A 20,132-nucleotide genomic window follows, 5' to 3' on the forward strand; every position below is an offset into this window, starting at 1 on the left:
ATGAGGATCTTCCAGCCGATGCTGTTCGTCGGCCTGGGTGGTACCGGCGGTCTGGTCGGCGCCGAACTGGAACGGCGGTTGCGCGCCGAACTGTGCGGGCCCGACGGAAACGCGCTCACAGCGGGAAGCCAGCGCAAACGTCACCAGCTGCCCGACTGCCTCCAGTTCGTGTACGCCGACTACAGCGAGTCCGAACTCGCCAGGCTTCCCCACATGAACGCCGACCGCACTCTGCGCGACGCGTACGCCCGTACCGCACGCGCCACACACGACCTGCTGCCCGCCAGCTACTTCAGCTCCCCTGATGTGACCCGGATGCTGCGCGCCGTACTCCGTGACGAGGTGTCCGACTGGCTGCCGCCGCGCGAGGGCGAACCCAAGGTGGTGCCCCTGCGCAACGGTGCGGGCCAGTGGCCGACCGTGGGCCGGGCCGCCCTGTTCGGCACCCTGCGCAACGGCACCGCCCCGGTCGTGGAGCCGCTGCGCGAGGCCATCGACATCATCAGCCGGTCGGGCAGTGAACTGGAGGAGTTGGAGGGCGGCCCGATCAGCGGCTGCGACGTGTTCGTCGCCTTCTCCGTCGCGGGCGGCACCGGCACCGGCATCTTCCTGGACTATCTGCACCTGATCGGCCAGACGTTCAAGGACAAGAACTTCACAGGCGCCAGGATCTACCCGCTGGTGGTGATGCCCTCGGCCTTCCCCGAAGGCAACGGCGGCGGGCGTGCGGCCAAGCTGAACGCGGCACGTGCCGTGGTGGACCTGTTCCGGCTCGTCGACCGGCAGAACGTACCGGACGCCGAATCCGACCTGGGGGCGACCGAGCAGCTCAACGCCCTGCGCATCCGCTACCCGGACATGCACCCGATCCGGCTGGACAACGGAACCGTACCGACGGGGTTCCTCTTCAGTCTGACCGCCGGCATCAGGCCGGACGACCTGCGTCGATCCATGGTCTCGCTGGTGCTGTCCCTGATCGGCACGGAACTGCGCGAAGGCCCCGCCCACGCGGACGACGACTACCAGACCTTCGCCGCCAACTTCATCAACCGGGGCGTCACCCGACGCACCAGGGCCGCCAGTGGAATCGGACATCGAGGGGTCTCCACCAGTCTGGTCGCCTCCATGACCGCGCCCCTCGACGAACTGGCCGAGTTGGTGTCCGCGCGGATGCTGGCCAGGGCGGTGCCCAGGCTGCTGGACCGCAGGGTGCCCCGGACCACGGATAACGCCCCGCTGGTGCGTCAGATGTTCGAGGCCGCGGGGCTGGGCGACCTCTGGCGGCGGGAGGCCATTGCCGTACCGGAGCCCACGGTGGTTCCCAAGGGCAGCAGCGACATCGAACAGGCGCTGCGCGACCGGCTGGAGACGATGCGGCGTCAACTCGGCGATCTGGAACGCCGGGTGGGGCGCAAAGTGATCACCCTCGCGGAGGCATTCGAGCCCCGCGCCGCCGCGGAGCGGATGCTCCGCGACATCGACCTCTTCCAGTTGGAGGGGGTCATCCGCGGCATCCCGGACGATGCGGACCCCGTGGCGGGCCTCGGCTTCCTGGGAGTGCTGGAGAACCGCCGGCAGGCGCCCGCCGGGCTGGAGAGCGGAGCGCTCCCGCCCCCGATCGTGCCGCGCATCCGGGGCCGGATCGGTGGTCTGTCCCGGCCGCGCTGGGCCGACGACGAGGTCGCCACGGTCATCCAGGAACAGAACGACTGGTACCAGCTGAGCGCCCGGGCGGTCTGGCACCGCGCCTGGAACGAACAGGAGCCCCGCTGGCGGTCCGCAGCCAATGACCTCCAGGACGAACTGGGCCAGCTCATCGACGCCTTCCGCGATGCGGTCGAGGAGGAGCGCACCGCGGACGCGGCGAAGGTCAAGGAGTTGTACGACGACCGTACGGGCGTCTCGTACTTCCTGCCGCCGCAGTCAAGCCTCGGCGAGTTCTACGAGGACCTGATGGAGCGTCTGATCGAGAGCGAGGCACTGCGCGGGAGCGACGACGAGACGGCGCTGCTGCTCACCCTCGTCAGCTCCGACCACTGGCAGAGCACGTTCGCGGAGGGCCGGCGCAATCCGGCCGCCGCGGTGTCCGGGGTCAAGGGCGTGCTGAAGGAGCGGGTGCAGAAGCTGTTCGCTGAGAGCGGGCGCCAACAGCGCTCCCGTCCACTGATGCCGAGCCTCGGCACCCTGCTGTCCGCGGCTGCGGGTGACTCCAAGTCGGCCGAGCAGGTCAGCTCCGGTGCACTGCGTCAGTTCGGCTTCAAGGTGGCCGGGCTGCTGCCCGCGGGATTCACCCCGGAGGGCAGTGGGCCGCTCAAGATCCTCATCACCTATCCGCAGGCGCACAGCAAGGACGCGGCGGAGACCTACCTCAAGCGCGCGCTGCACCTGCCGCGCGACAGCCAGCGCACCATCGAGTGCCGCGGCGTGGACTCGGACACGATCACGGTCGTGCTGTTCCGCAGCGAGATGAGCGTCACCGAAGTGCCGGAGGCACGGGCGGTGCTGCGTCAGTGGGCCCGGGCACAGGACGACCAGCGCGACGACGACCTGCTGCGCTGGCGGCAGCGCCTCGGCTACCAGGACGACTGGCTGGCCAGTACGGAGGAGGACCGCGAGCACATCCTGCACCGGCTGCTGTGCGCCATGTGGAACGGGCAGGTCGACTGCCTCGGTGACCCGGCGTCGCCGCGCAAGGTCCGCATCCGTCTGCACGACCGGGTCGGCAACGACGTGCCCGCCATGACGCTGCAACTCGACGAGCACCACGACGAGATCTCCAGTTGGGCGAGCCTGCTGCGGGCCTACGAGCACTGGGCGCTGCTGAGCGAGGGCGACGGAGACGGCGACGGCTCCATCGTGGAGGACTACTGCCGGGAGTTGATGCGGGTCCTCCCGCAGGACCTGACCACCTCCGGCAGCAAGCCGTCGGAGCTGTACCGGCGCTTCGTCAACGAGATCGCGCCGCGTCAACTCCGTCTCCTGGAGGAGCGGGAGGACCAGTACGGGGACCGGGTCGCCGAGTGGGTGCGTCCCCTGCGCCAGTTCTGGGAGGAGACCCTCGTCGGCGCGCTCGAAGTCCCCTTCCCCGAGGGCAAGCGCCCGGTGCAGCCGAACCTGCGGCTGCTGGAGGAGTGGGTGCGCGACCACCACACCCCGGTCCGGCGCGGCGAACCGGCGCGCAGCCCCCGCGGCCGGGACGAGGACTGGGACCAGGGCTGGTCCGAGCCTGACCCCGCGACCCATGAGCGCCGGTACGAGGAGCGCTCACGGGACGATCGCTACGGCAGTGAACGGGCGGGCGGTGAACGGGCTGGCAGTGAACGGGCTGGCAGTGAACGTGCGGGCGGTCAGCGGGCTGGCGGTCAGCGTCACGAAGGGCCGGCGGGACGCGGCCACGCGGACCGGTACGAAGACCGCCTCGACAGTGACGACCGGGTAGACGCTGACGACCGCGGGGACCGGCACACCACAGACGGTGATTCGCGGTACGCATCGGACCGGCCGCGTCGGGATCGGTACGACGAGCCGCCGCAGGCCGATCGGTACGGAGACGTGCCGCGCCAAGGCCCTGATCGGGGTTCTCCGCGCTCCGCTGCGGGCGCCAGGAGTTCGGCACCGTCCGGGCCCCAGGCCGGTCGCGCCGGGGCCCGCCGCGACGATCGGACGGAGGGGGCGGGCGGGGCCCGAGCCACCGAAGGACGCCGACGCAGGGAGCCGGCACGCGAGGAACAGGGCGCCGGGGAAGACGCGTACGACAGCGGGGCGGGCCGGGAACCGGGCCCACGGTCGGGCGGCGCCGATCCGGACTGGCCCGTACCGCCACGGGCGGGGCACGGCCAGCCGCCCGCCGATCCCACCGGAGCCGCCCGCCGGCCCCGACAGGTCCATGCGGACTACACCAACGGGCAGTTGACTGACCCGGCCGACCACGCAGATCCCGGCGATCCCGCAGGGGCCGGCGATCCCGACCGGAACCGAGGGCCCCGGGCTTACGGACCCGTGACCGCGCCCACCGCGGGCCGAGTGGCCTCGGCCGCGGCCTTCATCCCCGACCAGACGTCCTCCGAACCGGCCTACGCCCCCTACCCGGACGAGCCGCTCCAGGACCCCGGCTGGCCCGGTGGTGAGTCGTCCCTTCCCTGGGGGCTCGCCGACAGCGACGGCGAGACCGAGTGGGACGGCGAGCGGGACTCCGACGGCAAGGGCCGCGGCGTCTGGGACGGAGACCCCGAGTGAGCGGCTCCGTCGTCGTCGTACTCGACTTCCGCTCCGAGCACGAACGCCCCGCCGACCAGGCGCGATTGCGTGACCTGGTGCTCCATCAATGGCGTCAGGAAGGGGAGGTGGCGCCGGAGCCGGATCTGCGCTTCCTCCTCGTGGACACCCCGCAGGGGCTCACGGCCCACGCCGACGCCTATGAACTCGTCATGGGCTACCCCACCCTCGGCACGGTCGAGGTGGTGTGCCTGGCCGTCGGTGAACTGGACGAGTCCGCGAAGGTCTCGGAATGGGACGAGGAGACCTCATGGGAGGCCGGGCAGGAGGACCGTTCGGCCAGCAGGCTCCGTCTGGTGTCCGCCCTGAACTCCGAGGGCGTGGGAGTGCTCTGGACCGCCGACCCCCTCGCCGGTGGGGCGGCTGACAACGGTCAGGGGGGCTCGGACACCGCGCGGACCGCGGCACTGGGCATCCTCGTCGACCTGTTGCGCAAGAGGGAGCTCTTCGACCGTGTCCTCGGCGCCCTGCGCCACTGTCCGTCCGCCACCGCCGCACCCGCGCTGCGCGCCCTGGAACACGATCTGGCAGCACCAGCGCTGGAACGGGCCTGGCTCGGTGCGCTCACCCGGTTCACCGGTCAGCCCGGCACGACCGGGCCACGGCTGAGCGCCCAGAACCTGCCGGCTCGGCTGGCCGAACTCGCAGGCGAGGGGCCGCCGCCCGCCCCGGCTCGTATCCATGTGCCGGGAGGTCCCGCCGAGCGGGCTCACCGGGCGTACGCGGAGGCCCTGATGCGGGCCAGGCGGTTCCGTTCGGAGCTGGCCCGTCCCGTGGGCATCCTCGTGGGGCGACGCCCGGCGCAGGAACTGAGCCGCGCGATCGAGGAGTCCGCACAGGAACTCCGCCGCTACCGCACCCTGGTGGCGGGCGCACTGCGCGCCAGCGCCTCACCCCATCTGGCACCGGGCGATGCCCAAGGACTGCTGGCGGAAGTGGGTATTGCGCTCCCGCCCGCGGAGGACCGAGGACGTCCCGGGGAGGGGCAGCGGTACGCCGGGCTGGGAGCGGTGGGCAAACGCCCACGCGGGGACGTGGTCGACGATGAGATCAACCGGTTCACCCTCGCCATGCTGGAGGACGGGTTCGATCTGAACACCGTCGCGGAGCGGCTCACGGCCCTCTCCGAACAGATCGCGCCCCTGCCAGCCGAGGGCCGGATCGCCGAGTTGCAGCAGGGCAGTCCCGAGGTGGCGGCGGTCACCATCGCGAATCCGTTCCGGTTCGCCCGGGCCCGCCCCGGAGCCTGGACCGCCGTGGCCGGGCTGTCGTTCCTTGGCTCCCTGTGGTCGTGGCCCGGCACGCTGCTGGCCCTGTTGCCGCTGACGATCCTGTTCGTCGGGCATGTGCTCGCCGCCCGCGCCCGGCCCAACCGCGCCCGCGGCGGCGCCCTGCGGATGGCCACGGGCACCCAACTCATCTCCGCCGCAGTCGGTGTGGCTGGCGGCTGGGCACTCGGTCACACGCTGCAACCGCCGTCCTGGTTGGGCTTCACCACCCTGCTGCTCGCCACTTCCTGGACCCTGCTGCTGCTCTGCATCCGCTGGGCCCGGGCGGTCGACGACTGGTGGGACACCACCGGCGTGGAGCGGCTCGACGTGGGATTGGAGACCGTGGACCGGTTGGTCGCCGAGATCGTCCGCCAGCAGTGGTGGGCCGCCGCGGAACGGACCCGTACCGCGGACGGCGCACGGGCCCTGGCCGGTGCGCTGCGCTCGGCCGTCCGCCTCGCGCCGGCGAGCACCTCCCAGGAAGGCGCGTCGGACGAGTGGGGCGAGGGCGACCCGGAGGCGCACTGGGGCGCACGGGGAGCCGAGGACGGTTGGGGAGCCGATGGCTGGGACGTCCAGGACTGGGACGACGACGAATGGTCCGCAGACCCCTGGCCGGGCGACTCACCGCAGGCCGACCCCGCGGGCGTACCCGGTCAGCGCAGGCGTACCGGCCGTCCCCATGGCCTCGCCGACCAGGAGGCCGTGTACGCCGACGGCTGCTCGCCCCCATGGCTCGACCAGGGGGGCGGCGAAGGCGGTCCCGAGCTGGACCGGACGCTCCTCACCGACCTCGCCGACGCGACGGTCGACGCCCTGCGCCGCCACTGGGGCGCCGTGGTACCGGGAGTGCCCGCGCCACAGGACCATCCGGCCACCACGGACGAGGCCGTCCGCAGGGGCATCGAATCGGTGCACCGACAACTGCGCAGCAACGGCGTCCTGCCCGTGCCCGCGTTCGCCCGCCGCGGTCGTGACCGTGGTGATTCGATGGCACTGCTCGGGGTGGGACCCCAGCGGGTGTGGGAGGCGCTCATCCCGGAGTTGGCGGGGCGAAGGCTGCGTCCGCTGTGCTCCCCGTCCCAACTGGCTCTGCTCAGCCGTGACCCGTCGGCGGCGCGCCTGTTGAGGTTCGCCCCCGCGGCCGTCCGGCCGGTGCTGGAGTCCGATCGGTCCGGTCGGTCGGGCCAGTTCGGAGGCGACGGCGAAACCGCGCTGGACGACGCGGTGTGGATGTCCTCGGGTCGGTTCGTGGGCGTCCTGGAACTCACCCCGCTGCGTGCGGGAACGGTACAGACGGTGTGGACCCGGGCCGACGAGTTCGCCCGGGAACTGCCGGACCAGCGACACAGGGGGCCTCGCCATGGCGACTGACCACTCACCCGGGGCGTACGGAGAGGCCAGGGGAGCAGGGCCGCGGGATCCGTTCGCACCGGGCCGCTCCTCGGCGGACGGCCCCATGGGCGACAACGGTGCGGGCCAGGGCGGCGCCCGGGTCCGCCACGAGTTGGGCTTCGTCACCCCTCAGGGCGGACACCACACCCTGCGGGTGCAGTTGGGCCCCGACCGGCCGCGCCTGGTGCGCCCGCCCGTCCTCGCCCGCCCGGTCCAGAGCGAGGACTGGAAGGGCGTACAGGTGCGGCTGCCCGCATCAGAGAACGGCAACCACACCGCGTACGGCCTGCTGGAGGCCGAGACCGCCGCCGCGCTGGCCCTGAACCGGGCCTACGGCGGCACGCGCTTTCGGGGCCTTTTCCCGATGCCCGTGGGCTACGACATGAATGCGCCGGAGCCCTTCATCCTCTACGCGGCCCCCCGGGGCCGTCCCGTGTCCGGGCTCAACCAGGGCGTGTCCACCGGCGAACAGCGGATCATCGAACGCGATCTGGTGCTCGCGGTGCGGCTGATGGAGGCCGTGGGGCTGGTGCACCAGGGCATCGTGCCGGCCGCCGTGCGCTGGGACGGGCAGGGGGCCCAACTCTGGGACCTCGGTTCGATCACCCGCATCGGCCGGGCGCGCACCCCCTGTGGAGTGCCTCCCTATGCCTCGCCCGAGCAGCGGGCGGGTGTGGGCGAGGTCGATGCGCGCGATGCGCTGTGGAGCGTCGGGCAGGTGCTCCACCAGATCGTGACGGGCCGGCAGGGCAGCGCGGACGGACCTTCGCCCGACCTCGCCCGGCACCGGTCGCTCGCCCAGACCCTCACCCCCGTCTTCGCCCCCCTCGCAGCCGATCGACCATCCGCCGCTGCCCTGCTCTCCCGGCTGATGCCGGACGCGGACACCCAGACGCTCACCACCGCGCTCCCCGACCCCCTGGAGCCGCACCGCAGGGACTTCGACGAGGCCATGCGGCGCAAACACGCCTCGCTGGTGCGGTCCGCCCGGGGCGCGAGCAGCGGTCCGCCGCCGCCCGACTACCCGCCCGGCGGTGGCCGCAGGACCGGAAGTCGACGCGTCGAAGACCGCAAGGAACAGGACGCCTGGCACGTCGGCGGTAGCGCCACCCCCAAGAACCCCGGCCGAGGCTCCCGAGGAGACCAGCACCGATGACGACCTCCGCCTCACCCCCGGGCCAGGCACCTGCCCGGGAGACGCTCTGCCCTTACTGCCTGGAGCCCATCGGCTTCGACGAGCGGCAGTTGTTCGTCCGCGACGATCGACAGCAGTACGCGGCCCTGGACCTGTCCACGCAGAACAGTCCGCTGCGCCGGGCCGACACCCTGCGCTCCGCTTACCAGCGCTGCCGCAACACCGACGGGGTGCCGCAGCACTACATCCCGGCGCCCTACCTCACCCACGGCGACCCGCTGACGGTCGCCATGGTCGGTGACTCCGCGACGGGCAAGACCCATCTGCTGACCCAGATGATCGCCGAGATCATCGACGGCGGCCTGGAGCGCTACGGAATCACCTGGCAGTCCGTCAATCCCCAGGACCACCGGGTCTTCATCGAGGAGCACGTCACCCGGCTGCGCTCCGGTCGGATGCTGGAGCACACCCCGCCGGAGTCGTTCGCCTCCTTCGTGGCCGCCCTGCTGCTGAGCGGTCCAGACGGCAGCACCCGGCCGGTGGCCTTCTTCGACCTCAGCGGTGAGGACCTGCGGCGCACTGACGCCATGCTCCGGTTCATGCTGGGTGTGGATGCCCTGGTCTTCGTCGTCGATCCGCTGCGGGCGGTGCCCCTGCCCCATCTCGACCCGCTGCGCGGTGAACTGGGCCTCGCCAGCGGTGGCGACCCCGCGTTCCAGACCGTGTTGGACCGGTTGCCGCGCAGCGGGCCGTACCACGGTGTCGCAGCGGCCGTCGTGATCAACAAGTCCGATCTGCTGCGCTTCGAACCGCCGGTCGACCGCTGGCTGGCCGAGCCACCGCCCGCCCGGCTGTCCGCCACCAAACTGCGCGACGAGAGCCGGGACGCCTACGCCTTCCTGCGGCACCACTGCGGGCCCGCCTGGGTGCAGCCCTTCGACGGCGTACTGCGTTGCACCCTGCACTTCGCTTCCGCCACGGGCAGCCACGGGCACAAGGACAGCTTTCCGCACGGCACCCGGCCACGGCGGGTGCTCGAACCGCTGGTGTCCGTGCTGTCGATGTGCGGGGTGCTCGGTGACGCCGGCGGCGACGGCCCGGGAGCGGTGGGGATGTGACCGTGCCGCACGACGAGGGCGACGCCCTGATCCACCAGATCGTCTTTCGATGGGCGGGCAACCGAAGCGGTGCTGGAGCGGGGATCTCCGCCGTCGCCCAGTCCTGCGGGGAGCGGGACGCACGCGAGATGGCGGAGCAACTCGGCCCGATCCTGCGGGTCCGCGGCGGTGATCAGCGCAGCATCGTCCGGGTGATCTGGAACGACCGGGCGGTGCTGGTCAGGCGTCGGCCCAAGGCGGACGCCCAGGGTCGTGGCAGCACGGTCTGTCACGCACTGATCAGCCCGACCAGGCTCCTCACGGCGAGCTTCTGTCTGGGGCTCGGTGCCTCTCCCTGGGGCGACGACACCTGGACGCAGGCGTCCGGAACGTTGAACCCCATCCCCTACGACCGGCTCGACGCGATGGCGAACCACGCCATACCGCGGCTGGACGAGGCGGTCTTCTCGCTGGTCGGGCCGCTGGAGTGTCTCGTGGCGCAGTTGCTGCGCACTCCCTCGGGGCGGGTCTCCGCCCTGACCCGTGGGCTCGAAGGCGCCGGGACGGTCGGCTCCGACCAGGCGCCCGATCCGGCACTCGTGGCGCTACGAGGGCTGTGCGAGGTGTTCGGGGCGACGCTCGGCGGGGAGGGCTGGACCTATGCCTCGTACGCGACGATCGACTCCCATCCACTGCGGGTCACCTTTGTGCCCAGTTGGCGTGCCTCTCATGAGGAGGACGTCCGGCTGCGGCGCATCGATCTGACCGAGCAGGGCTCCGACCGGGCGGCCGAGTTGGCACGGGAACTGGTTCGGCACTACGTCGACCACATCGGTGCGGGGGGAGTGGCGGCGGACGGCGCCCGGGAGAAGTACCAGCGGCCCCTGGAGCGGTTGCGGGGTGCGCTGGCGGAGATCGAGGACGACGAGGAGCGGTACGAGGCCGTCGACCGTGCGCTGAGGGGGTTGCCGCCCCGGGACCGGACGGTACGCCCCCAGCGGGGCACGGACTGGCACACCACCGCGGGTGGGCACGGCGAAGGGCGCACCGGGGGACCGTCGGGCCGGTCGGCGGGCGCGGCGCGGCCCGACGGTCACCCCGGCTACGACGACGAGCAGGGGTACGAGCGGGGCGGGGAGTCGCACCTGGGGTACGAGCGGGGCGGGGAGTCGCACCCGGGGTACGAGCGGGGCGGGGAGTCGCACCCGGGGTCACGGACGCACTCCGTACCGTCCCGATCGGGGAGCACGGGTGGGCAGTTGCCCGGCTCCGGGCCCCGGGCGGACGAGGGGCGACCGACTGCCGGGTGTGCCGGGACGCCCTCCGGTACGGGGGGACGGCCGGTCACCGGTACTGAGCAGGCGACCGGCTCGAACCGCTCGTCCACCGGTAAGGGAGGCCGTCGGGGCGTCCCGGTTCAGGTGGACGGCAGCGGTGCGCTGGAGTCGCCGCAGACCGGCATCGACAGTGGTGGCACGGCAGTCGGTGGCAGCACCTCGAACCAGTTGGATGGGGCGGCTTCCGGAACCTACTCGATCGAGTCCGCAGCGGGCGGGCACGATGCGGGCCGAGCGTCGACCACGGGTTCCGGTTCGATGACGGCGCCTGGGTCAGCCTCGGCGGGTTGGACCCCGGACGCCGCGGCGCACGGCTCGTCCTCGGCCCGCTCGATGTCCACCGGGCAGCAGTGGGACGGCGGCGCTGACGGGGGGTTCTTCGCCAAGGGCCCCGTACGGGATGCACGGGATGCACGGGACGCGCGGGACGCGCGGGATGCGCGAGACGTACCAGGTACACCAGACGCAGCGATCTATCCGTCCGGGCAGGACGTTTCCAGGCAGTACGCATCCGATGAGCCGTCGGTCGGCGCGGACTTCTCCGCGCTGCCGTCGGGCTACGCCCCGGCTGTCCGGGCCGATCCGGTCAGCGCCACCCAGCGTGCGGAAGCAAGCATCCCGCCACGGCCGACGTCTCCACCGCCCCAGAGCGGCCCCCAGCCGAGCCATCAGAACCAGATGTTTCACGTGAAACCCGAGGAGTTGCTCGGCCTCTCCTCCCCCTTCCCCCGTACGACCAAGTGGGTGGGCAAGCGCAAGCCCAGACAGGTCTTGACCCCCCCCCAGCGCCGTCAACTGCACCAGGACCTCAGCTATGCCACGGCGGGGGACCATGCGGGTGGAGACCTCAAGGTGAAGGTGCTCCAGGACCTGGAGAGATGCAGCGACGAGGATCTGCTCGCGGTCATCGCCGAAGAGAGGCTCCTGTCGTACCAGGCGCAGAACATGGTGCTGAGGAAGCTCGCCGAGATGTCCCGTACGGAGGAAGAGTCGGAGACCCTGTGCGGACTGCTGCTCGATCGCCGGTTCCTGTTGGAGGTCCCGCCTCCACCGGACGATGAAGCCCTGATGCCCCTGCATGGCCAACGAGTGATCGACGTGGCCTGTTGGCTGTTCCGTTCCCTACAGAAGCTTCTGGCGGGCGATGCGGTCGCGGAACGGGTGGGCCGTTTCCTGCGGCAGTTGGCCGCCTCCCGGGATGGGCTGCCAACGGAGTTCCTGGAAATGCTCCTGCTCTACTGCCCCTCCGATGAGGTGCCCGTCCTGCACAACCTCGTCTGGCGCGAGTTGGCGCTCGGGCTGAAAGAACGAGGTTCCGGGATGTCGGGCGGGGGATCGGCGACCGGCTGAGCACCTCGGTCCAAGGAGGGAGCCAAGCGGGGAAGAGGGAGCTTCCGATGGCACCCTTGTGCCCCCGTGAGGCGGATCTGTTCGGGGTCGGTTCGGGAGTGGTCGAGGCATGGAACCAGCCAGGCTGTTCAGTTGTGTTATACAAATTTTATGTCTGGTGTGCGGCTTTTGCCCCTCTGACCTGCGATGGGACGTTTATGGTTAGCCAAGCCTAACCAAACCATGCGCGCTGGTTCAGGCGTCCGGAAACCGCCCCTGGGGACCGGGCGTCGACGGCCGCACCGTCCGATTGAGTGTCAGATGCCAGCCCCAGTACCGCTTCTGGTCGGTACCGCGCCCACCGGTGAGGAATCCTCCACACCGGCCGGACCGGAATCGACGCGCAGCCGTGCGGCGACGGCCGCTGTCCTCGTGGCGGCACTGGCCGTGCTCTGCGCCGCCGTGGTGCTGAGCCTCGCCGTCGGCGCCCGTCACATCTCCCCGGCGGTCGTCTTCGAAGCACTCTTCCAAGGCGGCGGAGGCGAGGACGGCGAGGTCGTTCGGGATCTGCGCGTACCGCGGACGATCATCGGGGTCCTGGTCGGTGCCGCGTTCGCGCTCTCGGGCACGGTCCTCCAGGGGCTGACCCGCAATCCCATCGCCGACCCCAGCATCCTGGGCATCAGCCAGGGAGCCGCCGCGGGCGTGGTCCTCGCGATCACCTTCGCCGGCATCCACACCATCCTGGGGTACGTCTGGTTCGCCCTGGCGGGCGCGGCGCTCGCGACCGTTGCGGTGTACGCCGTCGCCCACAGCAGTCGCGGCGGGGCCAGCCCGGTGAAACTGGCGCTCGCAGGTGCGGCGATCAGCGCCCTGTTGGCGTCCGTGACCATGGGGGTGCTGAGCACCCGGGTCGCCACCCTGGACGAGTTCCGCTTCTGGCAGGTGGGCGGCATCGCCGGCCGGGACGCCGAAGTGATCCACCGCATCTGGCCGTTCCTGCTGGTGGGCGCGGTGTTGGTGGTCTCCGTCGCCCGGGGGCTGGACGCTCTTGCCCTCGGTGAGGACATGGCCAGGGGGCTCGGCCGGAACGTCGCCGCCGTACGGATCGTGGGCGGCGTCGGCGCGACCCTGCTGGCGGGGGCCGCCGTGGCCGTCGCCGGGCCGCTCGCCTTCATCGGACTGGCCGTACCGCACATGGCCCGTCGGCTCGTGGGCTCCTCCCACGGTCGGGTGATGTTGCTGGGGGCGCTGATCGGGCCCGTGATGCTGCTGACGTCCGACGTGGTGGGAAGAATCGTTTTCCCGCCGGGAGAGATACCCGCCGGAGTCATGACCGCCCTCATCGGCGTGCCGTTCCTCGTGGTCCTGGTCCGGCGCAAGGAGGTGCCGGCATGAGCATCTCCCCCACCCAGTCGCCGCCGCACCGGGCACTCGACCACCCGGACCCGACGGTCATGTCCCCCTCCCGGAAGCCGGGAGTCCGTCCGGCCGGGTACAGCCTCGTACGCATCGGCCACCGAGCCTCCTTCCTGATCCACCGGCGCTCGGTCATCACCGCGACCGTCCTCGCCCTGCTGCTCGCCGCCGCCTGCGTCTGTTACCTCTCCCTGGGCGAGAGCACCGTCGCACCGGCCGAAGTCCTACGCGTACTCCTCGGCCAGCCATCCCCCGATGAACTCGTCGTGGGCACGCTCCGGTTGCCCCGACTCGTCGTCGGGCTCCTGATCGGCGCCGCGTTCGGTATCGCCGGCGCGCTCATCCAGACCGTCGCCCGCAATCCGCTCGCCAGCCCCGACATCATCGGCATCAGCCAGGGCGCCACCGCGGTCACCGTCGTCGGACTGACCTTCGGGGTCACCTCGTACGCCGTGCTGCCCTACTTCTCCGTCGCGGGCGGTCTGGCGGCGGCCGTACTCGTGTACTTCTTCGCCTGGCGCGGCGGACTCAACGCCATCCGCTTCGTGCTCATCGGCATCGGCATCGGGGTGGCGCTGCGCTCCATCACCCAACTCGCCATGACCAAGGCCGACCAGCACGTCGCCCAGCAGGCCCAGATCTGGATGACCGGCTCGCTCAACGGCCGTGGCTGGGAAGAGGTGCGACCCCTCGCCTGGGTGTTGCTCGCACTCATCCCCGCCGTGCTCTGGGCCGCCCGAGCACAGCGGACCGTATCGCTCGACGACGGCACCTCCACCGCGCTCGGCGTACGGCTGGGACGGGTGCGACTCGGTCTGGTCACGGTCGGAGTGCTGTTGGCCTCGGTGGCGACGGGTGCGGCGGGCCCGGTGGACTTCGTGGCGCTCCTCGCCCCGCAGACCGCCCGACGGCTGACGCGCACCGCACAGATCCCGCTGCTCTGCTCGGCGCTGATCGGCGCGCTGGTCGTGGTCCTCGCGGACCTCGCGGCCCGTCGGTTGTTCTCCCCCACCGAGCTCCCGGTGGGAGTGCTCACGGCAGCGGTCGGCGCGCCGTATCTGATCTGGCTGATCATTCGCGGGCGTACCGCGGCAGGAAAGGCGTAGGGCATGGGCAGCACCGGTTCCCCCGTCACGGCGAGCGCCCGCCCGGGTGGTGCGGACGCCGATGTGAAGGCGTCGAAGGACAGCAGGCTCAGCACCCGCGGGCTGACGCTCTCCTACGACGACCGCACCGTGGTCGAAGGGCTCGACTTCGACGTTCCCGACGGCCGGGTCACCGTGATCGTCGGCCCCAACGCGTGCGGCAAGTCGACGACCCTGCGCGCGCTGGGCCGACTGCTCAAGCCCGCCGGCGGCTCGGTGCTCCTCGACGGTCGCGAACTGTCCCGCATCCCGAGCAGAAAGGTCGCCCAGGCGATCGGGCTGCTCCCCCAGACGCCCGTCGCGCCGGAGTCCATCACCGTCGCGGATCTGGTCTCTCGCGGTCGACAGCCCCATCAGCACTGGTGGCAGCAGTGGTCCCAGGAGGACGAGCGAGCCGTCACCGATGCCATGGACCGCACCTCGGTCACCGAATTGGCCGACCGTTCGGTGGACGAACTCTCCGGCGGCCAGCGCCAGCGGGTCTGGATCGCCATGGCCCTGGCCCAGGAGACGGAACTCCTGCTCCTGGACGAGCCGACGACCTTCCTGGACATCGCCCACCAGGTGGAGGTGCTGGATCTGGTGCGCCAGCTCAACGACGAACGCGGGCGAACCGTCGTGGCCGTACTCCATGACCTCAACCAGGCCGCCCGCTACGCGGACCACCTCGTGGCGATGAAGGCGGGCCGGATCGTCGCCGAAGGACCTCCGTCCGAAGTGGTCACCGCCGACCTCGTCCGGGAGGTCTTCGGCCTGGAAGCGGTCGTCGTGCCGGACCCGGTGACCGGCTCACCCCTGGTGGTGCCGGGACCGCCGCGCCGTCGAAGCGCCCCGGCCGGTACCCAAGCGGACCGAGCCGGTACCCAAGCGGACCGGGTCGTCGCGCCGGTCCCCGCCCCGGTTCCTGCCCCAGCGTCCGAGGCACCTCCTCGATCCGATCGACCCCGGCATCCCGACGCCGGCTGACCTGCCGTCAGCAACTCTGCTTCCTCGTCAACCCTCTGTCACCCGAACCGAAAGCAAGGCCATGATCAGCAACTCCCTTCGGCGCCGTCGCGCCGCCGCCCTGGCCACCGTGGTCGCGGGCGCCCTCGCCCTCACCGCCTGCGGCTCCGACTCCGACTCGGGCACCACCAAGGAGAAGAAGGACTCCAAGGCCGCGGAGAAGCGCACCCTGAAGACGGTCATGGGCGATGTTCAGGTCGTCGCCGAGCCGCAGCGGGTCGTCGTCCTGGACACCGCAGAGTTGGACTCCGTCATGACCCTCGGGGTGAAGCCCGTAGGGACCACCCGTACCGACTCGGCCACCGGCTTCCCCGCGCACCTGCCCGCTGACCAGCTGAAGGACGTCAAGCTCGTCGGCGAGATGATGACCCCCAACCTGGAGGCCATCGCCGCGCTCAAGCCCGATCTGATCCTCACCAGCAAGCTCCGCCACGGTGACAAGTACGCCGAGCTGAAGAAGATCGCGCCGACCGTGATGACGGAGAGCACCGGCCTGCCCTGGAAGGAGAACTTCCTGGTGCACGCGGAGGCGCTGAACATGCAGGACGAGGCGAAGAAGACGGTGGCGGACTACACCGCCCACGTCGCCGAGGTCACCAAGGCGCTGGGCGGCAAGGAGAAGGCCGCCGCCACCGAGGTCAACATGGTTCGCTTCGTCGAAGGTGCGGACATCCGCATCTACGGCAAGGAGAACTACATCGGTACGGTTCTCGCCGATGTCGGTCTCGGCCGCCCGGCCGTCACCGACAAGGCCGAGGACGGCTTCATGCTCAATGTGAGCCCCGAAAAGATCAACATGGCGGATGCCGATGTCATCTTCCACTCCACGATCGGTGACCCGAAGAAGGCCAAGGCGACCGAGGTGCTCGGCGGGCCGGTCTGGAAGAACCTCGCGGCGGTGAAGGCCGGCAAGGTCTTCCCCGTCCAGGACGAGCTGTGGATCCAGGGCATCGGATACAGCGGCGCCGACAAGATCCTCGACGAGCTCCAGGCCGCCCTCACCAAGTGACCTGTTCCGCTTCGGGCCGAGGCCCCCGCACCTTCTGGTGCGGGGGCCTCGGCATTCCTCGGAGCAGGGCGAGCGGCTGCGTCAGGGACGCTTCCACCAGGCCCGGGACATGTCCCGCAGCGTGTTGGTGCCGCAGTGCACCTCACCCGCGCCCATGTGGTACGTGTACCAGTCGTCGATGTACGCCGTCGTGAAGCCGGCCTTCGCATAGGCGGCGGAGACCGCCGCGCCGAAGATGTCCTTCCCGCCGATCACCGGCCCCCACTGCTTGGCCGACAGATAGCGGGAGTCGCTCAGGACCACGCCGTTGACCGCGCCGGGCACATAGGCCAGGTTCTGCCAGACCCCCGGCGCCGCCTTGGCCGTGGCCGACTGCTTGGCCTGCGGACCCATCTTGGTCTTGCTGAAGTAGTCGCCGCCGAGCCGCTGGAGCTTCCTGTCCCGCTGCCCCGCGGCGGTCGTGCCGTCCAGCGAGCCGCGGTAGTACAGGCCGGGCACCCGCACGACCTCGGCGTCGGTGACACCGGTCTCCGCCTTCAGCGTCCGTAGATTGGCCTCGATGCGCTCGCTGGCCAGCTTGTTGTCCGCCTGGAAGGTCTTGCTGGCGAGCACCTGGGCGATGGTCTCCGGGGGTGCGGGCGAACCGAACTTACCGGGCACCGAGAACATCTTCTTCTTGCCGTGGCCATCGGCCTTGGCCTTCTTCAGCAGAGCCACCCCGGCCTGGGGGTCCGTGATGCCGATCCGCCAGCCGCGCGCCGTCTTCGCGGGCAGGAACTGCACGAACTCGTCCACGTGGCCGACCGCGAGCCAGGATGTGTCGAGGAGCAGCGGCGACTGCATGCCCTGCGAAGCGAGGAAGGTCCGCATCGACTTCGCGGGCAGCGACTTGGAGTCGGGCCGGTGTCCCATGATGATCCGGCCGGCCGGGTACTCCTTGCCCTGGTGGGCGTAGGGCGGAACGGTCTCCAGGTTGCCCATGGAGTTCAGCGTCCACTCCTCGCTGCTCAACGCGTCGGCGACCTGCACCACGCCGACGTCCTTGCCGCGCAGCTTCTCGAACAGCTCGCGCCCGGCTTCCCGGTCCAGTTGGGCGGAGCGGATCAGCACCCGCATGGCGTGGGTCTTGCCGCCCGGGCCGGTCATGCTGACGTAGCCGGGCTCGACGAAGTCCTGTGCCCAGGGGTCGCCGTACTTGGTGAACTTCTTCACCGGCTTGGTGATGCCCGCCGCCTTGACCTCGCGCTCCAGGTTCGCGACGAACTTGTGCTGCTCGGCGACCAGCTCCGGGTAGGTGACGTCCGGACCGACCTTGGTGACCAGGACCTCCTGCGCCTTCTGGAGGTGATGGTGGGTCAGTACGGGCGCGGTCTTCAGCAGAACCTCGTCCGAAGCGGTGGCCGTGCCGTCGGTGATGCTTAGCCGGACGCGGACCTTGCCGTCCCACACCTTGGCGTCCCGCACCACATCGGTGGCCTCGATGCCCAGCTCGACGCCGGAGCGGAGTTCCGCCGACGTGAGCCGGTCGGACGGCTTGAAGTGCTGCCACTTCCCGCCACGGTTGACGAACAGTCTGGCCTTGCCCCCGCCCACGATCGTGACCGCGCCGGTGGCCTGACGGGAGACGTCGGGGGCGGGCACGGTCTTCAACCGGGCCAGGTCCGCGGCGTCGCTCGCGCCGTTCAGCACGCTGTCCGCCGCATCGTGGCAGGCGGCGAGCTGGGCGTCCGTCAGCGGCTTGCCCGCCGCGTTTCGGATCGGACAGCGCTTGGTGTCGTCGTCGATGTTGGGCAGCACCACCGCGCCCCGGTGGCGGGTCCAGCCGTCCTCGCCCGCGGTATCGGTCGTTCCGGTGGTGTCGACGTTGCCGTCGCGGTTCACGTCCGCCCGCAGATCTGTCTTCGGTGCGGCGGTCGGTGCAGCAACGGCCGGTATGACGGCCGTGCCGATGAGGACACCGGCAATACCGGTGGCCGCTGCGGCAGTTCTCCAGCCTTGGATACCCAAGGGGTTCCTCCTCGATCGCTTGCCTTTCGACCAGGAGGAGCCCGCGGGGAGTCGCGGGGTTGAGCCGGTTCTGATAGCTGTCCGAATTTCTGGCAACTGACTTGATAGCGCATGGCGAGTACAACCGGGGAATGACTTCCAATACCTCCGAAGAATGAGCAGAGCCGCACCCTGAGAATGACGCCGATAAATGCCGCGATCGGCTCTCCGGGTGGGCACGCATCGGTCGAGTCGGATGCGCGCCCATCGGCCGGACGGATGGGGGGCGGCATGGGATCGCTTGGATCGGGCTCGGTTCCTTCCGGGGTCCGTCGGATTCCGGAAGGCATTCCGGTCGTGTTCGGTGGTATTACCCCGAACCGGTCTCGTTCGGCCGTATCGGAACGGCTCGCGGAGCCCATCGAGCTCCGGGACGCGATGGATTCCGGAAGGCAGTCAGGACTTCATGTGCTCGCTCCGGTTGCGTACCGCGCGGTCCTATGGCAGCGGTCCGGGGGATGACCGAAAGTGATCAGCTGTGCCCCGGAGACAGGGCGCTGTACGCGAGGTCGGCCTTGCTGGATGCCCCTGGGAAGTCCTGGAGAGACGGCCCGAGCCCTCATTCCCCGAGCGGTTCCGACGATCGAAAGACAACTACTCTCGGTGCTTTCTGACGGTCGGCGCTTTCGGCTGACGCACGGTCATTCGCCGTTCCCGGCAGCCGTCCCCGGGCCTTGATTGAGCCGACCGGGTGGTGTTCATCAGAAGAACTGCGTAGCGGCTGCGTCGGTCCTTCGCAACTCGGGGTGCGTACACATCATAAGGAAGGTATGTAGATCGCCCAACACGAACTATGGGAAGTGAGGGATCATGGCCGTCGTCAAGGTCAGAGATCTGTGGACCACCTTCATCACTGCATTCTTCGCGCTGCTCGCGTCGATCGGACTCACCAAGAAGCACGCCCCCGCCGCCGTACTGCCGACCGCCCGGCCGTCCGCGCTGCCGGTGCTCCCGCAGCAGGAGCGCCCGGACGACAGCGCCGCCGTCGTCGGCCCCAGAACCACCTCCGATGCCGCACGGGCACTGGTCCCGGCACAGCGGAGGTGCTGGCGCCCGGCGGTGCGCGAACGGTCGCTCCCGCCGACCATCAAGCAGCGCATCAGGGCCGAAGCCCACGGCTCGTCCCCGTCGGTGCGCAAACTGCCCGTACTCGAAGCGGACGCCGACGCAGCGACGACCTCCGGATCCCGGTTGGGTTCGCTGTTCGGCCTCGGCAGGGCCCGCTGGCTCAGCCGTGGTGCCGACGCCCGGTTGGCCGTCGATGCGGGTGCTGCCCCCCGCTCGACCTCTGCCCATGGCCCGACCGGTGTCGGCGGCCACCCTGCGACGAACGCCAGCGCTGATGCACCCCTGACCATCGATGTGAGCTCGCCCGCCGAGCCCCCACCCGTCGTCGCGCCCTCTGCCCGCTGTGGCGACTGGCTCGACCAGGACGGCCACCGCGCCATCGACTCGACGCACAGGGGCACCCTCCGTCCGGATCGTGTCCGTGGCATCGACCAGTGCTCGGACCGTGCGTCCGCGCGGCGTGAGCGGGTCCTTGAGTTGGACCGGTTCCGCGCCCCGAACGCCGATGCGGGCACCGACGAGGACGACCCGGGCACATCGAGCGCCTTGAAGGCAGCATGAGGCACCGGGAGAACTTCTGCCCTCCCGGCACCTCACACGG

The 20,132-nt window shown here is 70.6% G+C and carries 11 protein-coding genes; 10 read left to right on the top strand and 1 reads right to left on the bottom strand.

From position 1 onward, the window contains the following. The 9 genes from ACFXJL_RS05940 (at position 1) to ACFXJL_RS05980 (ending at position 16,417) form a co-directional block, all read left to right on the top strand. Positions 1 to 4,236 (top strand): tubulin-like doman-containing protein, encoded by a 4,236-nt coding sequence (locus ACFXJL_RS05940; RefSeq protein ID WP_384689557.1) that lies wholly within the window; start codon positions 1 to 3, stop codon positions 4,234 to 4,236. Further along, positions 4,233 to 6,920, top strand: coding sequence for a hypothetical protein (locus ACFXJL_RS05945; RefSeq protein WP_384689559.1), 2,688 nt, complete (start codon positions 4,233 to 4,235; stop codon positions 6,918 to 6,920). The genes ACFXJL_RS05940 and ACFXJL_RS05945 overlap by 4 nt, the downstream gene beginning before the upstream one ends. Then, positions 6,910 to 8,097, top strand: coding sequence for a hypothetical protein (locus ACFXJL_RS05950; RefSeq protein ID WP_384689562.1), 1,188 nt, complete (start codon positions 6,910 to 6,912; stop codon positions 8,095 to 8,097). The genes ACFXJL_RS05945 and ACFXJL_RS05950 overlap by 11 nt, the downstream gene beginning before the upstream one ends. Further along, positions 8,094 to 9,194 (top strand): hypothetical protein, encoded by a 1,101-nt coding sequence (locus ACFXJL_RS05955; protein WP_358876977.1) that lies wholly within the window; start codon positions 8,094 to 8,096, stop codon positions 9,192 to 9,194. The genes ACFXJL_RS05950 and ACFXJL_RS05955 overlap by 4 nt, the downstream gene beginning before the upstream one ends. Continuing rightward, the gene (locus ACFXJL_RS05960) at positions 9,191 to 11,860 is read left to right on the top strand and encodes a hypothetical protein (RefSeq protein WP_384689565.1); all 2,670 of its coding nucleotides are present in this window, start codon (positions 9,191 to 9,193) and stop codon (positions 11,858 to 11,860) included. The genes ACFXJL_RS05955 and ACFXJL_RS05960 overlap by 4 nt, the downstream gene beginning before the upstream one ends. 300 nt (positions 11,861 to 12,160) lie before the next feature. After that, positions 12,161 to 13,237, top strand: coding sequence for a FecCD family ABC transporter permease (locus ACFXJL_RS05965; RefSeq protein WP_384634007.1), 1,077 nt, complete (start codon positions 12,161 to 12,163; stop codon positions 13,235 to 13,237). 59 nt (positions 13,238 to 13,296) lie between these two features. Then, positions 13,297 to 14,364 carry an iron chelate uptake ABC transporter family permease subunit gene (locus ACFXJL_RS05970; RefSeq protein WP_358877082.1) on the top strand — a complete coding sequence of 356 codons (1,068 nt, stop codon included), beginning with the start codon at positions 13,297 to 13,299 and terminating at the stop codon, positions 14,362 to 14,364. A gap of 3 nt (positions 14,365 to 14,367) precedes the next feature. Further along, complete coding sequence (locus ACFXJL_RS05975; protein ID WP_384689568.1) at positions 14,368 to 15,369, top strand: ABC transporter ATP-binding protein; 1,002 nt, start codon at positions 14,368 to 14,370, stop codon at positions 15,367 to 15,369. Between the two features lie 61 nt (positions 15,370 to 15,430). Further along, positions 15,431 to 16,417 carry an iron-siderophore ABC transporter substrate-binding protein gene (locus ACFXJL_RS05980; RefSeq protein WP_358876975.1) on the top strand — a complete coding sequence of 329 codons (987 nt, stop codon included), beginning with the start codon at positions 15,431 to 15,433 and terminating at the stop codon, positions 16,415 to 16,417. Between the two features lie 81 nt (positions 16,418 to 16,498). On the opposite strand, the gene ACFXJL_RS05985 is transcribed toward ACFXJL_RS05980, so the two are convergent. Next, positions 16,499 to 18,424 (bottom strand): protein-arginine deiminase domain-containing protein, encoded by a 1,926-nt coding sequence (locus ACFXJL_RS05985; protein ID WP_384689571.1) that lies wholly within the window; start codon positions 18,422 to 18,424, stop codon positions 16,499 to 16,501. An 849-nt stretch (positions 18,425 to 19,273) separates the two neighbouring features. Here ACFXJL_RS05985 and ACFXJL_RS05990 point away from each other — a divergent pair. Continuing rightward, positions 19,274 to 20,092: a DUF6344 domain-containing protein gene (locus ACFXJL_RS05990; RefSeq protein ID WP_384689574.1), complete on the top strand. Its 819-nt coding sequence runs from the start codon at positions 19,274 to 19,276 to the stop codon at positions 20,090 to 20,092. The last annotated feature ends 40 nt before the right edge of the window (positions 20,093 to 20,132 follow it).

Origin of the sequence: Streptomyces sp. NPDC059256 (assembly GCF_042753785.1) — a bacterium.
Classification (GTDB): Bacteria; Actinomycetota; Actinomycetes; order Streptomycetales; family Streptomycetaceae; genus Streptomyces.